The 16,402-nt window shown below is 42.3% G+C and carries 16 protein-coding genes; 3 read left to right on the top strand and 13 right to left on the bottom strand.

The window, feature by feature from the left end; genetic code table 11:
• Positions 1 to 43: 43 nt before the first annotated feature.
• Positions 44 to 1,114, top strand: a complete 1,071-nt coding sequence (gene alr / locus QTA56_RS00655) for an alanine racemase (RefSeq protein WP_267979037.1) — start codon at positions 44 to 46, stop codon at positions 1,112 to 1,114.
• A gap of 13 nt (positions 1,115 to 1,127) precedes the next feature.
• On the opposite strand, the gene QTA56_RS00650 is transcribed toward alr, so the two are convergent.
• The 7 genes from QTA56_RS00650 to QTA56_RS00620 form a co-directional block, all read right to left on the bottom strand.
• Positions 1,128 to 1,451 carry a type II toxin-antitoxin system HicB family antitoxin gene (locus QTA56_RS00650; protein WP_267979036.1) on the bottom strand — a complete coding sequence of 108 codons (324 nt, stop codon included), beginning with the start codon at positions 1,449 to 1,451 and terminating at the stop codon, positions 1,128 to 1,130.
• 8 nt (positions 1,452 to 1,459) lie between these two features.
• Complete coding sequence (locus QTA56_RS00645) at positions 1,460 to 1,705, bottom strand: toxin HicA (protein ID WP_267979035.1); 246 nt, start codon at positions 1,703 to 1,705, stop codon at positions 1,460 to 1,462.
• A gap of 93 nt (positions 1,706 to 1,798) precedes the next feature.
• Positions 1,799 to 2,227, bottom strand: a complete 429-nt coding sequence (locus QTA56_RS00640; RefSeq protein ID WP_267979034.1) for a BLUF domain-containing protein — start codon at positions 2,225 to 2,227, stop codon at positions 1,799 to 1,801.
• A 52-nt stretch (positions 2,228 to 2,279) separates the two neighbouring features.
• The gene (locus tag QTA56_RS00635; RefSeq protein ID WP_267979033.1) at positions 2,280 to 3,014 is read right to left on the bottom strand and encodes a proteasome-type protease; all 735 of its coding nucleotides are present in this window, start codon (positions 3,012 to 3,014) and stop codon (positions 2,280 to 2,282) included.
• A 16-nt stretch (positions 3,015 to 3,030) separates the two neighbouring features.
• A complete protein-coding gene (locus QTA56_RS00630) occupies positions 3,031 to 3,810 on the bottom strand; it encodes a transglutaminase family protein (protein ID WP_267979032.1) in 780 nt (259 codons plus the stop codon).
• Positions 3,807 to 4,409 (bottom strand): alpha-E domain-containing protein, encoded by a 603-nt coding sequence (locus QTA56_RS00625; protein ID WP_267979031.1) that lies wholly within the window; start codon positions 4,407 to 4,409, stop codon positions 3,807 to 3,809. The genes QTA56_RS00630 and QTA56_RS00625 overlap by 4 nt, the downstream gene beginning before the upstream one ends.
• A gap of 91 nt (positions 4,410 to 4,500) precedes the next feature.
• Entirely contained in the window at positions 4,501 to 6,063 is a 1,563-nt protein-coding gene (locus QTA56_RS00620) for a circularly permuted type 2 ATP-grasp protein (RefSeq protein ID WP_267979030.1), read from the bottom strand.
• A 212-nt stretch (positions 6,064 to 6,275) separates the two neighbouring features.
• On the opposite strand from QTA56_RS00620, the gene QTA56_RS00615 reads away from it, so the two are divergent.
• Positions 6,276 to 7,277, top strand: coding sequence for a helix-turn-helix transcriptional regulator (locus QTA56_RS00615; RefSeq protein ID WP_267979029.1), 1,002 nt, complete (start codon positions 6,276 to 6,278; stop codon positions 7,275 to 7,277).
• A gap of 13 nt (positions 7,278 to 7,290) precedes the next feature.
• On the opposite strand, the gene QTA56_RS00610 is transcribed toward QTA56_RS00615, so the two are convergent.
• The 6 genes from QTA56_RS00610 to QTA56_RS00585 all read right to left on the bottom strand — a co-directional run bounded on the left by QTA56_RS00610 (position 7,291) and on the right by QTA56_RS00585 (position 13,522).
• On the bottom strand, positions 7,291 to 7,566 hold the full coding sequence (locus QTA56_RS00610; protein ID WP_004676973.1) for a DksA/TraR family C4-type zinc finger protein: 276 nt from the start codon (positions 7,564 to 7,566) through the stop codon (positions 7,291 to 7,293).
• A 512-nt stretch (positions 7,567 to 8,078) separates the two neighbouring features.
• Complete coding sequence (locus tag QTA56_RS00605; RefSeq protein ID WP_267979028.1) at positions 8,079 to 9,398, bottom strand: adenylosuccinate synthase; 1,320 nt, start codon at positions 9,396 to 9,398, stop codon at positions 8,079 to 8,081.
• 61 nt (positions 9,399 to 9,459) lie between these two features.
• Entirely contained in the window at positions 9,460 to 10,626 is a 1,167-nt protein-coding gene (locus QTA56_RS00600) for an ATP phosphoribosyltransferase regulatory subunit (protein WP_267979027.1), read from the bottom strand.
• 196 nt (positions 10,627 to 10,822) lie between these two features.
• Positions 10,823 to 11,875, bottom strand: coding sequence for a carboxypeptidase-like regulatory domain-containing protein (locus QTA56_RS00595; protein WP_267979026.1), 1,053 nt, complete (start codon positions 11,873 to 11,875; stop codon positions 10,823 to 10,825).
• Positions 11,876 to 12,145: 270 nt separating this feature from the next.
• Positions 12,146 to 12,460 carry a hypothetical protein gene (locus tag QTA56_RS00590; protein WP_267979025.1) on the bottom strand — a complete coding sequence of 105 codons (315 nt, stop codon included), beginning with the start codon at positions 12,458 to 12,460 and terminating at the stop codon, positions 12,146 to 12,148.
• A 24-nt stretch (positions 12,461 to 12,484) separates the two neighbouring features.
• Positions 12,485 to 13,522: a type I glyceraldehyde-3-phosphate dehydrogenase gene (locus QTA56_RS00585; RefSeq protein ID WP_267979024.1), complete on the bottom strand. Its 1,038-nt coding sequence runs from the start codon at positions 13,520 to 13,522 to the stop codon at positions 12,485 to 12,487.
• Positions 13,523 to 13,704: 182 nt separating this feature from the next.
• On the opposite strand from QTA56_RS00585, the gene alaS reads away from it, so the two are divergent.
• The gene (gene alaS, locus QTA56_RS00580; RefSeq protein WP_267979023.1) at positions 13,705 to 16,356 is read left to right on the top strand and encodes an alanine--tRNA ligase; all 2,652 of its coding nucleotides are present in this window, start codon (positions 13,705 to 13,707) and stop codon (positions 16,354 to 16,356) included.
• Positions 16,357 to 16,402 lie beyond the last annotated feature (46 nt).

Here is a 16,402-nt window from a genome sequence, read left to right as displayed (position 1 = left end):
CTATTTTATATATTTTCCAAGCCGACCCAAAGGAGACATCAGGGTGCGCCAAGCAACAGTTTATATTGACAGCGAAGCGCTGCAATATAATTTAAACCGTGTCAAACAACTTGCACCACATTCAAAAATTGTAAGTATGGTTAAGGCCAATGCCTACGGACATGGAGTCAAGGACTGTTTAGCCGCCTTAAATGCGACGGATGCCTTTGGAGTCGCCTGTCTGGAAGAAGCCCTGGAAATTCGACAGCTAGGATATACCCAACCCATCACATTAATTGAGGGTGTTTTTTCTGAAAATGAAATGATTCAAGTGATTGGGCAAAAACTGGAATGTGTCGTTCATCAGCCCCAACAAGTTGAATGGTTAATTGCCCATAAAGATCATTATAACACTTTAAACCTAAAGGTCTGGATAAAGCTGAATAGTGGCATGAATCGTTTGGGTTTTAAAGCGACAGAAATTATTGAAGTGATTCAACAATTAAAATCTCATGGTTTTACCTGTGTACTCACCATGCACTTTGCCAACGCTGATTCAGATCATCCATTAAATGAACAACAAAAAAACCAGTTTCTACAAGTAAAACAAGCCTGTGAACCGATTTTGGCATCATGTTGCAATTCTGCCGCGATTTATAAATATCCTGAACTACATTTCGACTTTGTCCGTCCAGGTATCATGCTTTATGGCGCGACGCCTTTTGCAGATCAAAACGTTCACACACTTGACCTCAAACCCGTCATGAGCTTTGAGGCAGAGATTATTGCCTTAAACCAGATTCAGGCAAATGAATGTGTAGGCTATGGATCGACCTTTACTGCCACACAGCCTATGAATATTGCCATTGTCTCAATTGGCTATGGTGATGGTTATCCAAGAGCTTATATCAAACCAAATTTTGTGGCGATTAATCAGCAGTTAGTTCCTATGATCGGACGTGTCAGCATGGATATGATTGCAATTGATGTCACCCATATTCAGGCAGAGATCGGCACTAAAGTTGAGCTTTGGGGCAAATCTCGTTTGGTTGATGATGTCGCTGCCGCAAATGGCACCATTGGCTATGAACTGCTATGTCGCTTGAGTCAGAGACCAAAACGGCAAGTCACCTAATAAGATGACGTTACTACATAGCCAGTTTTGCCGATACTAAACGATTCATGCTTACGCCTCGCTCTGCTGCTTCCAATGCCAGTTTTTGATGAACCATTGATGGAACACGAACAGCAAACCGTCCGCTATACTTTCTTTCAGAGAGTGGTGTAGGCACTTTCTCACTATTGCTGCTCATCTCTGCTACAACCTCGGCAACAAGATCAACAATTCCTGAAAACGCTTTCAGTTGATCGGCATCAAGCCAAGATAATGATGGGAATTCTGCACATAAACCAACATATTCATTATCTTCAACCGACCATATAACACGGTAAGTATATTGTTTACTATCCATTTGACACCTCACAATGCTTTAAGTTTATCCAGTGCAGCCAATACTTGCTTCACCTGATATGGTTTGGCTTTTCCACTATCATCTTGAATATTAATACGAGGGTCGCCTTGCCACGGTGTTTTAAATACAGTGTGACTACCACCTGTTTGCCTTGGTTCACCAAAATATTGCTTACAAACCCTGACTAAATCAGCATAACGAACATTTTTAGGATTATTCCGCATTTGCTCGATGAGTTGATCAAGGTTTGCCATTCGGATACTCAATTATACCAATAAATTTATAGTATCAATATTAATACTACCGATCAAGACGATGCAAGTAGATAAAAATAGCAAAAATAACTTCTAGGCAACCTCATCCATTTGTATATCCGCAAGCAATGGAATCAATGCTGCAATCGAACCCTCATTTAACAAATAGGGATTAAAGTCAGCTTGTTGTAGATGCTGCTGGAAAAACTCTGAAACCTGACTATTTTTCCGCACAAATTTCATTGACCAATCTTTGAAATGACCTTGTGAGATATGTTGAGGATTAAAAACATAAATCTGCTGATGGCGAGGATCTTGCTTGATTTTATCAAGCAGTTCCAAAATAGCCGCTTGTTCCCCTTCTAGACACTGGAAAAAATAACCATCTGCAAAATACAACACACCATGTATATTATTCACATAATTAAAATGGTGCGCCTCATTTAAAACTTCTCTTAAATCAAGTGGCAAATGTGATTTCTCAGAAGTACTGGTACTGGCATAACAAAGTTGAAATATCATTTTTTTCTTACACTTATAAAGCATTTTAGTTCATTATGCCTGTCTTTGCTGACTAGACCCAATAATCTTCTGTTGGTTTTGGTAACTCCTGCAAACCACGGCGCAAGGTATCAGACCACTGCTTACTAATTTGGGTAAAGTAAGGATCTTCCTCACTGATGCGTTTGCCCCCTGGAATCACAAAACTGTCTTTATGGTAGACCACCACATCCAGAGGCAACCCAACTGACACATTTGAACGTAAGGTGGAATCAAAGGAAATGAGCGTGCAACGCAAGGCATCATCAAGCGGCATGGTGTAATGCAGTGCACGGTCTAAAATTGGCTTGCCATATTTACTTTCACCAATCTGGAAATATGGGGTATCTGTTGTCGCACAGATAAAATTGCCTTGAGGATAGACATTATAAAGCTGCATTTCCTCACCCTGAATCTGCCCACACACCAGAATACTACACGAGTAGTTCATCTGTTCCTGCGTATCCGTAGTGATGTCTTCCAATACCTTACGCAAGGTTTTACCCACCAGTTCAGCAACTTCAAACATGGTATTCGCACTATACAAATTCGGTTCTTGATGCAGAGCCAACGCATTTTGCAAATGTCCAATCACTGCCTGTGTGGTGGCTAAATTGCCCGCAGTCTGCAAGGCGATAAAACGCTCGTTTTCAACACCAAATGTATGCAGTTTACGGAATACAGAAATATGATCGACCCCAGCATTGGTTCGTGTATCACTAATCAACACCAAACCCTGCTCCAATCTTAATGCACAACAATAGGTCATCTTTCTCTCTTCACACTCAACAAGCCAAAACTTGAACACTGGATGTCATACTTTCAACACCACCCTGTTCACGCACCCCCCGTACGGGTGCAACATCCAGATAATCACGGCCAATTGCGACATAAATATGACTTTTGGGCGTAAATATCTGGTTACTGATATCGAAACAATACCATTCATTTTCCACAAAAACTTCTGCCCATGCATGACTGGCAAGGTGTGGCTGGTTTTGGTCATACAAATAGCCAGACACATAACGGGCTGGTAATTGTAACGCACGACACATGGCGATGAACACATGCGCATGGTCCTGACACACCCCCTGCCCAGCATAAAATGAATCTATTGCAGAAGTCGTTACAGATGTGCTTTCAGGCTGGTAAGGGATGTGCTGTAAAATCTGCTCTGCTAATAAAATAAGGTGGTGGCGGTCTTTCACTTTTACAATCGTCTGGGCAAAATCCCGCATCATCAAATCACAACAGGTCATTTTTGTGCCCTGTAAAAACAATATTGGTGAAACACCAGTGTCCACATAACCTAGCTCAGTATCATACAAATCAACAACACCCTGCGCCATAATGGTGAGGTAATGGTAATCATGTCGCTGGGTTGCCGTGATCCATAGGTTATTAAAGGCATCACGTTTGCTGGCATGTTGTCCTGGAACACTAATATGCCAGGACTCAACCAACTGGTGCCGTGAACTCTGCGGTATCATTTTAATCGACTGCACACTATTCCGTGCAGCCTGCGTATAATGATAATGCGTTTGGTGATTCACCATCAGTTTCATGCGAACGCCTCAAATTGATTTTCCAGTTTATAGGTAAATGCATAAAACTGGTTCAAGTCAGGTTGAGTTTTCAATATTTTCCAACTTGGTTGCAAGTCCTCCCAACCTAAATGAAATAACCGTTCAATCACTGGATCAATCGTATCCAGCACATCATGAATATTATGCTGAAACCGAAAATAGGTATCGATTTGCTCCATACCCTGTCCAATATGGAAAAATAAGGAAATATCCTCTTGCTCTGTTTTCAGGGTTGCGCAACATTCCTTTACGATGTTCTGGATAGTTGCCACATCAGGTATAACATTTTTTATTAAATGGTTCAGTTCGGCATAAATTTCAGAACTCAATAGCCCCCTAAGTTCCTGAATATTATCCCGAGCAATCTCAAGCTGGCTCATCAAGGAATATGGCTGCTGCCGATCCAGCATAAATTGGTTCAAACTTTCGGCATCATCAATATGCAGGCATAATGCCTGTACAAATCCTGCCGCCTGTTGGTCATCTGTAAAGGGTAAATGACTCACCATATACTCAATACGAAATAAATAACGACCTAACCAATAAATATGTTGAGCACTTGAGCTAAGTAAAAGCATAAATATCCTCCCTTATTAATCATAAATTCCTGTGAAATATCCCACTGCACACAAAGGATATGTGCAGTGTTATCGCTGCTTAGGAAAGATGTTAGGAGTGCAGCGATTCCACCACCCAGGTATCCTTAATGCCGCCACCCTGAGAAGAGTTGACCACCAGCGAACCTGCCTGCATGGCCACACGTGTTAATCCTCCTGGCACAATTTCAGTACGGTAAGGTGAACTCAATACAAATGGGCGTAAATCAATATGTCGCTCAGCAACGCCATCTGTGGTCAATGTCGGTGCAACTGACAGTGCCAAGGTTGGCTGTGCAATATATAAATGCGGGGTCTGCATAATTTTCTGTCTAAATTGCTCAATTTGCTGTTGATCCGCTTGAGGCCCAATCAACATGCCATATCCACCTGAACCCTGCGCCTCCTTAACCACCAGCTTTTCCAGATTGTTGAGCACATAATCCAGTTGTTCACTGTCTCGGCATTGATAGGTTGGCACATTACTTAAGATCGGGGTTTCTCCCAGATAATACTGAATCATTTGGTCAACATAAGGGTAGATCGACTTGTCATCGGCAACTCCAGTCCCTGGTGCATTGGCAATCACCACATTGTTTTGTAGATAGGCCGACATCAAACCCGCCACACCAAGCGTACTGTCAGCACGGAATACCAGTGGGTCTAGAAAGTCATCATCAACACGGCGATAGATCACATCCACCTGCTGACGGCCGCGAATGGTTTTTGCAAAGACCTTGTCATTCTCAACAAAAAGATCACGGCTTGTCACCAGCGGCACATCCATTTCACGCGCCAAAAAGGCATGTTCATAGTAGGCACTGTTAAAACGGCCTGGGGTCAGCACCACAATAAAGGGCTGGTCAACATAGGCATTCTCTTCCAGAATCGCCCTTAATAAAGTTGGGTATTGTTCAATCCCCTGTAAATTATTGCTGCTGCACAAATCAGGCATCAGTTTTTGGCTGATTTTTCGGCTTTCCAGCATATAAGATACCCCTGATGGCGTTCTTAAATTGTCCTCAAGCACAAAGAAATCACCCCGACCATCCCGAATAATGTCGATGCCACTGATTTGTGAATAAACCTTGCCTTTAAGATGATGCCTGAGCATATGCGGCTGAAAGGCTTCATGTGCCATCACCTGATGTGCTGGAATCAATCCATCCTTAAGAATGTTTTGTTCATGGTAAATGTCATCCAGAAATAGATTCAGCGCCTTAACACGTTGTGCACAGCCTGATGATATTTTCTCCCATTGTTTTTTCTCAATGACACGCGGGATTAAGTCATAAGGAATGGTTCGCTCTGTTCCCTCCTGATCCCCATACACATTAAAGGTGATGCCCTGATACAAAAAATGCTGCTTTGCCTGAACGCCCAGAACTTTTAACTCATCAAGGCTACGGATACTTAACCATTGTTCAATCTTTTTTGATGCCTCTCCGTTAAAGCTTTTATCATCGAGCATTTCATTAAAAAACTGTGATTTGAGTTGTTCAAACAGGTTGGTGGTAATACTGCTCAGCTCGGGAATATCTGGAATAAATGTGGACGAATGTACCGAAACCGCTGCCGTTTGGTCTGGAGAATAATAATCTGTACTGATATTTAGATTGTGTTCTTGTTCTGACATAGAAACCTCATCTCATCATTTATCTATAAATCAAATAAGCAATTTCAATGCCACTTATATAAAATGATCATTTTTGAAGCAGTTTTAAAAGTTTTAAGCAAATCTGCATTGGTTTCAGTCGTAAATACGTAATCTAAATGTGATGTACTTGCTAAATAACGGGAGTTTTTTTATTGTGTCAGCTCTAGCTCATTGAATTGCATATTACGCCTATGTCATCCATACAAGAAAAAGAAACGTCAAATAGCCTTTATCGTCAATGGCAAATCTTGTCCCGCCTTTCTACGGGTAAATGGATGGGCACGCGTGAATTGCAGGAAATTCTGGAACGTGAGGGTATTGAGATTAGTCTGCGTACCATTCAGCGTGATTTAAACCAGATTGCACAACGCTTTCCCATTGAAAGCAATAAAACGGTTCCGCAAGGCTGGCGCTGGCGTTCAGACGCGCCCATCCAGAGTTTGCCGCACATGACCAGCTCACAGGCGGTCACCTTTATGATGGTGGAAGAACATTTACGCCATTTGCTTCCACCCAGCTTGCTTGAAGAAATGATGCCGTGGTTCGACTTGGCAAAACGCAGTCTTTCCACACAAAACAATGTCAGACAATGGATCAACCGTGTGCGCATTGTTCCAGCGACACAGCCGCTCATTCCGCCAATTGTGGATAAACATGCACAACAGGCAATTTATGAGGGACTGTTACAGGACAAGCAAATTGAGTGTATCTATCGTGCCAGAACCCATCAGGGGGAAGATAAAACCTATATCCTCAATCCTCTGGCACTGGTACAAAAAGGTGCAGTGATTTATTTAATCTGTACCAGAAATGATAAAACTGAAGTACAAACTTTTGCCCTGCACCGTTTTAAGGCAGCCACGGTTCTGGATAGTCGGGCACTGCATCCTGTCAATTTTGATATTGATCATTACATTGACTCAGGCGCACTGGGTTTCCGTGTGGATTACAGCAAACCAACTGAACAAATTCAATTAAAGCTAACCATGACGGAAAATACAGCCAAAAGCTTTTATGAAAGCCAGTTGAGCAAAGACCAGACCATTACGGCACTAGAGGAAAATATTGTTGAAGTGAGCGCAACTGTTCCCTTTACGTCTCAACTGGTGTGGTGGTTACGCAGCTTTGGTAAAAAGCTGCTCAATATTGAACCAAGCGTTGTATATAATGCTGTGAAAGAGATAGAAGATTAATAAGGCAAAAGATTTAACGTAATTGGCTATCCTTACTTCCCCGCCGATTAAATAGTTCCAGTGCCTTACTCTTTTCCTCAAGTTGTTGCTGGCAACGAATACAATATTTCACGCCTTTCATCGCTTCACGGCGGGCTTGAGGAATGGGCTCGCCACATTCTTCACAATATAACGCGGCCTCTCCATCTTCATTATGAGAAAGACCTTGTCTTGCTTTTGCAATCGCATCATGAATTGTTGCATCAATCTGCTCCTGCTCTGCACCATCACGCGCCCAACCACCTGCCATTGCTGATCCCGTTTCATTTTTATATCTTGTCAATTTAAAATTCTAAGACCATTTTATTTAGCTCACAATACGATTATTTATACTGATCACAACTGCTGTGCTATCCACTCCAAAGCATAAGAGTTTTTATTTTTAGGAAAAAATAAGGGAATCAATAGATTCCCCTAGATTTCTTATTAAAATTTTATTTAATATTTGGGATTATTCTTATTGTATTAAAATGTTCAAACCAATTCCTTTCCCCGCCTGATCAGAACTGGTTTGTACCCTTTTAATCGCCTTGATATAATCTAACATTGGCATGCCAGTTCATATCCATTATAGCGAATCGTTTTTTTCGTCATGGTTAAAACCCTCTTTGTTTGAACGTATAGTTAATATAACGGGGATTTTCCATGCTGTGAAATAACAATGACTGGAATAAAAAGCTGATTTTTTGCTAGAGATTTTTGATATATAAATCGATAAAACAAAAAAGCCCCCATGTGGGAGCTTTAAATCATCCAGTTAGCTTAAGCTGAAAATGGATGACGTAAAATAATGGTTTCTGCACGGTCTGGGCCCGTTGAAATAATGTCAATTGGACACTCAATGAGCTGCTCAAGACGTTTCACATAAGCCAAGGCATTTGCAGGAAGCTGGTCAACCTGAGTCAGGCCAACAGTCGATTCACTCCAGCCAGGCATAGTTTCATAAATCGGCTTTAAACTTTCAAATGAAACTGCATCAGAAGAACCTGCACAGCCCGAATCCACATCTTCATAGCCTACACAGATCTTGATCTCTTCCAAACCATCCAGAACATCAAGTTTGGTTAAGCAGATACCAGACAAAGAATTCACTTCAACCGAACGGCGTAGAATTTCCGCATCAAACCAACCACAACGACGTTGACGACCCGTAGACGCACCAAACTCATGACCCACTGTACCTAAATGACGACCAATCGCATCACCTGTATCTGTCGCAGCATCATAATGCAATTCAGTTGGGAATGGGCCAGCACCTACACGTGTTGTGTAGGCTTTCGTAATACCCAATACATAGTCTAAATGTAAAGGACCCATACCTGAACCAGAGCTTACGCCACCCGCAGTTGTATTCGAACTGGTTACATATGGATAGGTACCATGATCAATGTCAAGCAATGAACCTTGTGCACCTTCAAACATGATTGCCTTACCCTCTTTACGGTAATCATGCAACACTTTGGTTACGTCAATCACCAACGGGGCAAGAACTTCACGCCATTCGTTGCAAAGTGCCAACACATCTTCAAACTTAACTTCTTCAACGCCATAGAATTGAGAAAGTTGGAAGTTATGAAGCTCAAGCATTTCCTTGAGTTTTTCTTCCAGCACAGCACCGCCACGAATCAGATCTGCAACGCGTACAGCACGACGGGCAACTTTATCTTCGTATGCTGGGCCAATACCACGACCAGTCGTACCAATCTTGGCATTACCACGTTTTTTCTCACGAGCCTGATCAAGCGCAATATGGTTTGGCAGAATCAACGGACAGTTTGGAGAAATACGTAGGCGTTCTTTTACAGGTACACCTTCCTCCTCCAAAATCGCCATTTCCTTGATCAATGCTTCAGGAGAAAGAACGACACCATTGCCAATTAAGCACAATACGTTGTCACGTAAAATACCTGATGGAATGAGGTGTAATACAGTCTTCTTACCACCGACCACAAGAGTATGTCCTGCATTGTGCCCGCCCTGGTAGCGTACGACCGCAGCCGCTTGATCTGTGAGCAGGTCGACGATCTTACCTTTACCTTCGTCGCCCCATTGGGTACCAAGTACCACAACATTTTTGCCCATAATAGCCTCATTACATCATGCTGTTAGAATTGGAAACCAAGTTGTTTTTACAACTCGGCAATTAAATTTTTTCAATGGTCCATTGCCCATTTTGCAACATCATTTGGTGGGTTGCATAAGGCACTGAACCTAAATCATCATTACCCAGCAACTGCACCACACGCGAACCATTCGCCCGTGCATCTGCAATCGCGGTTAATAAATCCTGATTATTTCCTTTAGGCGCAACGACAGTTTCAATTTCAGCGCACTGTGTAGCACCCAAGGCATATAAGTCACAACTAAAGCCTGTGGCTGGGCGCGCACGGCCAAAGTGCTCACCAATGCCATCATAACGTCCACCCTGCGCAAGCGGCGCAGCACGATTCGGCGCATAAATGGCATACATCAAACCTGTGTGGTAGTGATAACTACGCAACTCAATCACATCGATTCCAATATTCAGATTCGACCAACGTGACTGAATTTGAGTGAATGTTGTTTTCAATGCATCAAACGCATTTTTAAAATCAGCATCACTTAAAATGTCATGGCTTAAATGTGCCTGTAATGCACCAAGGTCACTTGCATAGCGACCAAGCGCATAGAAATCCGCACCCATTGCCAAGTCTTTGGTAAACGCTTCCAGCTCTGGCAATGCCTTGCGTTGATATAAATCAGAAAGCTGGCTTTCAGTGTTTTTATTTAAACCAGCACGTTTCACCAAACTACGGAATAAACCGACATGACCTAAATCCAGATGAACACCTTGCAAACTGTCAGTTTTCTCCAACAGGCCCAGCATGACATCAATCATTTCCACATCGGCTTCGATGCTGTCATGGCCATAAAGCTCAGCACCCAACTGCAAAGGTGCACGTGTTGCATTAAAATTCTGTGGTTTGGTATGCAGCACTGTACCTGCATAGCAGTAACGGGCAACGCCTTCAATTGGGCGAACATGCGCATCGATACGGGCGACCTGTGGAGTCATATCCGCACGCACACCAAGCAAGCGACCTGAAAGCTGGTCAATCACCTTGAATGTGACCAAGTCTAAATCTTGATTGGATTCTGAAAGTGAAGACAACGATTCGATGTATTCAATAAATGGAGTGTATACCAGTTGATACCCTCGAACAGCGAGGAAATCTAAAGCTTCCCGACGCAGGGTTTCAACCATTTGCGCTTGTTCGGGTAATACATCTGCTACCCCGTCAGGGAGCAACCATGTCTCTGAAATGGTCATGTTTCAAACCTAAAATCTGTTCAATGTGGAGGCATCCACATAAAAAGCAACCACATAAAAAAATCGGGTGAATGCCCGATTCAGCGTAGTGTAACATGAAGATTTCTATGATGCACCTGAGAATTTTAGTAAATCCCGCATAAAAATAGGCAACCAAAATGATTGCCCATGTTCCACCCTGAGTTTTTAAATGTTGTTATGCTGGGCTATATTCATATTTCGCAGTATACGAGAAACCACCAACTGGAGAAGCAATCGTTGCATTAATATTGCCCACTGTCCCATTAAAACTACAAGAATTAATGGTAAATTGACCCTGTTCTTTTAATGCTTTCTGTACATCCTCAGAAGCACAGAATTGATCCTTATTCTCTGGCTTTGGAATATTTTTGATTGTAGCAACTGGTACAGTCGCACCAGCAATAGCCACTGTCATATTTAAATTATAATTTCCAGTTGGAATACCTGAATTTCCATTGCCATCCTTAAGATCAATCACAATACCTGTGGTATCGATCGTATATTTCCACTCATAAGGTTGACCATTAACCTTATATTGAAAATTACAGCTAAATACTGAACCTGTACCTGAACATGCAGTATTACCATTTAAACCTGTAATTTGGACATTATCTAGAACTTTATCCAACCCTGTTGAATTTGCCTCAAAAGCGGTTTTAAAAATGTCAGGATAACCTGTTGTCGCAGTAAAACCATTTGTCTCAAATACTGTTTTTAAGTTGGCAACAACTTCTTTGGCACTTGCATTAATCGCACTACTGATTTTATCAGCAGAAGTTTTGCTTACAATATTTGCCCAATTGCTATAAATCTCTGCTAGTGTCTTTGAATCACCATAGATTGCTTCCTGACTTGCTGCCAGTAATGCCTGTGTTGTCAGTTGAGTAACATTGACAGTACCTTTACCTGCGGCATAAGAGTACAGTGATACATCGCCCTTAGTGGCTTTAACGATATAGGGTGCACCTGCGTCTATGCTAATTTCAAATTTACCATTCACATCGGTTTTGGTGGTTTTGGATTGACCATTCTTATTAGTTACAGTGATATCTGCATCTTTAAATGGAGCTCCTGTCGCTGCCGTGCCACTCAATGTTTCAGTTGCTGCCTGTTGCTGTCCAGAATTCTTGTTTGATGAATTGTCATCATCATTACACCCCGCAACCATGAATACAGCACTTAATAAAGCTGAGCAGATTGCAGTACGTTTTAAAGTTATTTTATGCATTATCAGACATCCCTATGTGTTTTTCGATCAATGCTTTATGAAGCACAAATTCATCATAATGAGCGTTCTAAATACACATCAAGTGGGATTGCAATCAAAACGGATAGTTAAAAAATATTTAACCATCCAACAAAAATTAATAATTGTTTTTTATAGATTTTATGTATTGAAATATATTGCTTAATTTCTTCAAATTTGTATCAAAATATTTAACAAAAACAAATAGTTATACATATTAATTTGTCAACCCCCTATTCAGGGGGGACAAATTTAGGGCATATTTTTCCCATTTTTAACAACCACTTCCAAAACATTGACTAACTCAACATTTTGCTTTTCCAACGCGGCAATGTTTGCAACGGTCCGATCCAACACTTCTTGCTGGACGTGCATTTTCTTTGCCAAATCCTGCATAATCTCCAGACTCTTTTTAAGGTGGGATTCCAGATGCAGGACTTTTTCTTCCAGATACAATACTTGCGGATCAACAGCAGGTTGCTGTTTATTTTTAAACTGAAACCAAAACAAGAAAGTAACTGCAATCAATAACAGACCAATAAAACCCCAAATCAACATTAATATCATTCCGTTCTCCAAATCCGTTGTTATTTATTTAATATTTTTTGAATCAAATGATTCACATAAATCAAGTAAGCGATTGGCATAACCCCATTCATTATCATACCATGCAAAGACCTTGACCTGATGTCCGACGACCATGGTCTGGGTTAAATCTACAATTAAGGAATATGGCGAGTGGTTAAAGTCGCTTGAAACAAGGTCTTCATCCGTAACCTGCATAATCTGGGCATAATCCAATTGTGCAGCCTTAGTCAGGACTTCATTGACTTTATGTACAGTAATAGGTGACTGGGAAATAAAAGTCAGGTCAATCGCTGCAACATTAATTGTAGGGACACGAATGGAATAACCATCAATACGGTTTTCCATTTTCGGCATCACCTGTTTTAATGCACCTAATGCACTGGATGTGGTTGGAATAATATTTTGTCCCGACGCACGCGCACGACGCAAATCACGATGGGCATGATCAAGCACGGATTGATCCGCAGTGACCGCATGGATTTCGGTCATCAATGCTGTTTCAATACCAAAGGCATCATCAATAATTTTCACCAATGGCACCAAAGCCTGTGTGGTACAGGACACACTGGAAATAATCTGGTCTGTAGCTTTGACTTCGGCATGATTAACACCATACACAATTGCGGCATCAACAGAGTCAAAAGGTGCTGCCCCAATAATCACCCGCTTTGCCCCTGCCTGTATATGACGGGTTGCATCGGCTCTGGAACGAAACAATCCTGTACATTCCAGTACCACATCTATCTTTAAAGTCCCCCAAGGTAATAACTCAGGTTGTATCTGTTTAAAAACCTGTAGTTTTAATTGACGCTGATTGGACTGAATATTCAAGAAAATCTGTTCATCTTCTATCTGGATTTCAACCTGACCTGCAAAACGCCCATGTGTAGTGTCATACTTAAATAAATGTGCCAGTGTCTGAACATCAGCAATATCGTTAATTGCGACAATTTCAAACTGGAATTGTTTGGGATTTTCAAACCATGCCCGTAGCACATTGCGGCCAATTCGGCCAAATCCATTAATCGCGATACGTTGCATGTGGTGCCCTTAATTCATCAAAACATCATCTTTTCTATGCTATATGGTAAAACATGCAAGCCAGCATTGAATATAGATTTTTAGCCTAAACACAGTTTTATCTAAGATTGCTTGTAAAATCGTTGGTCGGGCACACATTTTCCGCTATAATTTAGCACTTTCAAAATTATGGACGCTTGGTTGTGAGTACTCGTTTTATGACATCCGCTGAAATCCGTGAAGCATTTTTGCGTTACTTTGAATCGCAAGGGCATACACGTGTCGCTTCGAGTTCTCTTGTCCCTGCCAACGATCCAACCTTACTGTTTACCAATGCTGGTATGAACCAGTTTAAAGATTGTTTCCTGGGTTTAGAAAAACGCGATTATGTGCGTGCCGTTTCATCACAGAAATGTGTGCGTGCAGGTGGCAAGCATAATGACCTAGATAATGTCGGTTATACCGCACGTCACCACACATTCTTTGAAATGTTGGGCAACTTCTCTTTTGGTGATTATTTTAAGCGTGATGCGCTCAAGTTTGCATGGGATTTCCTCACTAGCGAACAATGGCTGGCGCTGCCTAAAGAACGTCTATATGTCACGGTTTACCATACCGATGATGAAGCATTTGATATCTGGAATAAAGAAATTGGGGTTGATGCTGCGCGCATTATCCGTATCGGCGACAACAAAGGCGGTCAATACGCTTCAGATAACTTCTGGGCGATGGGCGATACAGGTCCATGCGGTCCTTGTTCTGAAATTTTCTATGATCACGGCGACCACATCTGGGGTGGCTTACCAGGGACACCTGAAGAAGATGGCGACCGTTTCATTGAAATCTGGAACAACGTTTTCATGCAGTTCAACCGTACTGCGGATGGTGTGATGCACCCTCTTCCAGCGCCTTCTGTTGATACAGGTATGGGCTTGGAGCGTATTTCTGCGGTATTGCAACACGTCAATTCAAACTACGAAATTGACCTGTTCCAACACTTGTTAAAAGCTGCGGCTGACATCATTGGTATTGAAGATCAAGGCCAGCCATCTTTACGTGTAGTTGCCGACCATGCTCGTTCTTGCTGCTTCCTGATTGCAGATGGCGTCAATCCATCTAACGAAGGTCGTGGTTATGTATTGCGCCGTATTATTCGTCGTGCAGTCCGTCACGGTAACAAGTTAGGTGCAACAGGCACATTCTTCTACAAGATGTTACAACCGCTGATTGAAGTCATGGGTGAAGCCTATCCTGAACTTGCTGCGCGTAAAGATGCAATCGAAGCAACCTTAATTCGTGAAGAAGAACAGTTTGCCAAAACACTTGAGCAAGGTTTGAAATTGCTTGAGGGTGAACTCGCTCAACTCAAAGGTAACGTCATTGCAGGTGAAACAGTATTTAAACTGTATGATACCTATGGCTTCCCGACTGACCTGACTGCCGATATTGCACGTGAACGTGACCTGACCATTGATGAAGCTGGTTTTGAAGTGGAAATGGCGGCACAACGTCAACGTGCCCGTGATGCAGGCAAATTTGCGGTTGACTACAACAGCATTGTCAAGGTTGAAGGCGAAACCCAGTTTGATGGCTATGAAGCAACTCAAGGCCAGGGCCAAATTGTTGCGATCTATAAAGATGGCGTACAGGTTGATGAAATCAACGAAGGCGATGAAGCGCTTATCGTATTGAACCAAACCCCTTTCTATGCTGAAAGCGGTGGTCAAATCGGTGATACAGGACTATTCAAGAACGATACAGGTATTTTCGAAGTTCAGGATACCAAGAAATCTGGTGGTGCATTTGTCCATCAGGGTATCGTGACGATGGGCAGCCTCAAAGCGACACAAAACGTTGAAGCCACTGTGAAAGCAGACATTCGTGCGGCAACCGCACGTAACCACTCTGCAACCCACCTTTTACATGCCGCTTTACGTCAGATTCTAGGTTCACACGTTCAGCAAAAAGGTTCACTGGTTGCCAGCGACATTCTACGTTTTGACTTTGCCAATGACCAACCTGTTTCATTTGAACAATTGCAGCAGATCGAACGTTTGGTGAATGCTGAAGTCATCGCCAACACACCAGTTAGCACTGAATTGCTTGATATTGAGTCAGCAAAAGCCAAAGGCGCAATGATGCTGTTTGGTGAAAAGTATGGCGAAGAAGTTCGTGTACTGTCTATGGGTTCTGTAATTGAAGAGAAAAACTTCTCCATCGAGCTGTGTGGTGGTATTCACGTTAAACGTACAGGTGATATTGGCCTATTCAAGATCACTTCCGAAGGCGGTGTGGCTGCGGGTGTCCGTCGTATTGAAGCGGTTACTGGAACTAAGGCGCTTGAAGTGGTTCAAAAGGTTGATACTGACATTCACAGCATCAACGCCTTGTTAAAGGCGCAGAAAGATCAAACTGTAGAGAAAGTTGAAGCGATTGTTGAAACAGCTTCAAGCCTACAGAAGCAAATTGAACAGTTGAACCAGAAACTGGCGAGCTTTCAGGCGGCTGACCTGCTTGATCAGGTGAAAGAAATTGCAGGTCGTCAAACCCTGATTACCACTGTACAAGGTTTAGATGCAAAATCATTACGCAACCTACATGACAGCGTAAAATCAAAATTAGATGATGCAGTCATTATTTTAGCTGGCGTTGAGGGCGATAAAGTGAGTTTAATCGCCTCCGTTGCAAAACAATATACTGCACATCTAAAAGCGGGTGACATCATCAAACACCTAGCTCAGGAGCTGGGTGGCAAAGGTGGTGGTAAACCTGACTTGGCACAAGGTGGCGCGCCACTCAACGAGAAGTTTGATCAAGTGATTGCAGCCCTGCCTGCTTGGCTTGAACAATTATAAACACTTCACTTTTTGTGTAACTGACCCTGATGCCTCTCAGGGTCAT

This window comes from Acinetobacter thutiue, from assembly GCF_030385805.1.
In the GTDB taxonomy this organism is placed as follows: domain Bacteria; phylum Pseudomonadota; class Gammaproteobacteria; order Pseudomonadales; family Moraxellaceae; genus Acinetobacter; species Acinetobacter corruptisaponis.
Note: the sequence above shows the minus strand (reverse complement) of the source record. Positions and strands in the feature narration are given on the sequence as shown.

Excerpts from the sequence above, each read along its gene's own strand:
- QTA56_RS00650 (WP_267979036.1), bottom strand. The coding sequence starts at position 1,451 with ATGGATAGTAAACAATATACTTACCGTGTTATATGGTCGGTTGAAGAT.
- QTA56_RS00645 (WP_267979035.1), bottom strand. The coding sequence starts at position 1,705 with ATGGCAAACCTTGATCAACTCATCGAGCAAATGCGGAATAATCCTAAA.
- QTA56_RS00640 (WP_267979034.1), bottom strand. The coding sequence starts at position 2,227 with ATGATATTTCAACTTTGTTATGCCAGTACCAGTACTTCTGAGAAATCA.
- QTA56_RS00635 (WP_267979033.1), bottom strand. The coding sequence starts at position 3,014 with ATGACCTATTGTTGTGCATTAAGATTGGAGCAGGGTTTGGTGTTGATT.
- QTA56_RS00630 (WP_267979032.1), bottom strand. The coding sequence starts at position 3,810 with ATGAAACTGATGGTGAATCACCAAACGCATTATCATTATACGCAGGCT.
- QTA56_RS00625 (WP_267979031.1), bottom strand. The coding sequence starts at position 4,409 with ATGCTTTTACTTAGCTCAAGTGCTCAACATATTTATTGGTTAGGTCGT.
- QTA56_RS00620 (WP_267979030.1), bottom strand. The coding sequence starts at position 6,063 with ATGTCAGAACAAGAACACAATCTAAATATCAGTACAGATTATTATTCT.
- QTA56_RS00615 (WP_267979029.1), top strand. The coding sequence starts at position 6,276 with ATGTCATCCATACAAGAAAAAGAAACGTCAAATAGCCTTTATCGTCAA.
- QTA56_RS00610 (WP_004676973.1), bottom strand. The coding sequence starts at position 7,566 with ATGGCAGGTGGTTGGGCGCGTGATGGTGCAGAGCAGGAGCAGATTGAT.
- QTA56_RS00605 (WP_267979028.1), bottom strand. The coding sequence starts at position 9,398 with ATGGGCAAAAATGTTGTGGTACTTGGTACCCAATGGGGCGACGAAGGT.
- QTA56_RS00600 (WP_267979027.1), bottom strand. The coding sequence starts at position 10,626 with ATGACCATTTCAGAGACATGGTTGCTCCCTGACGGGGTAGCAGATGTA.
- QTA56_RS00595 (WP_267979026.1), bottom strand. The coding sequence starts at position 11,875 with ATGCATAAAATAACTTTAAAACGTACTGCAATCTGCTCAGCTTTATTA.
- QTA56_RS00590 (WP_267979025.1), bottom strand. The coding sequence starts at position 12,460 with ATGATATTAATGTTGATTTGGGGTTTTATTGGTCTGTTATTGATTGCA.
- QTA56_RS00585 (WP_267979024.1), bottom strand. The coding sequence starts at position 13,522 with ATGCAACGTATCGCGATTAATGGATTTGGCCGAATTGGCCGCAATGTG.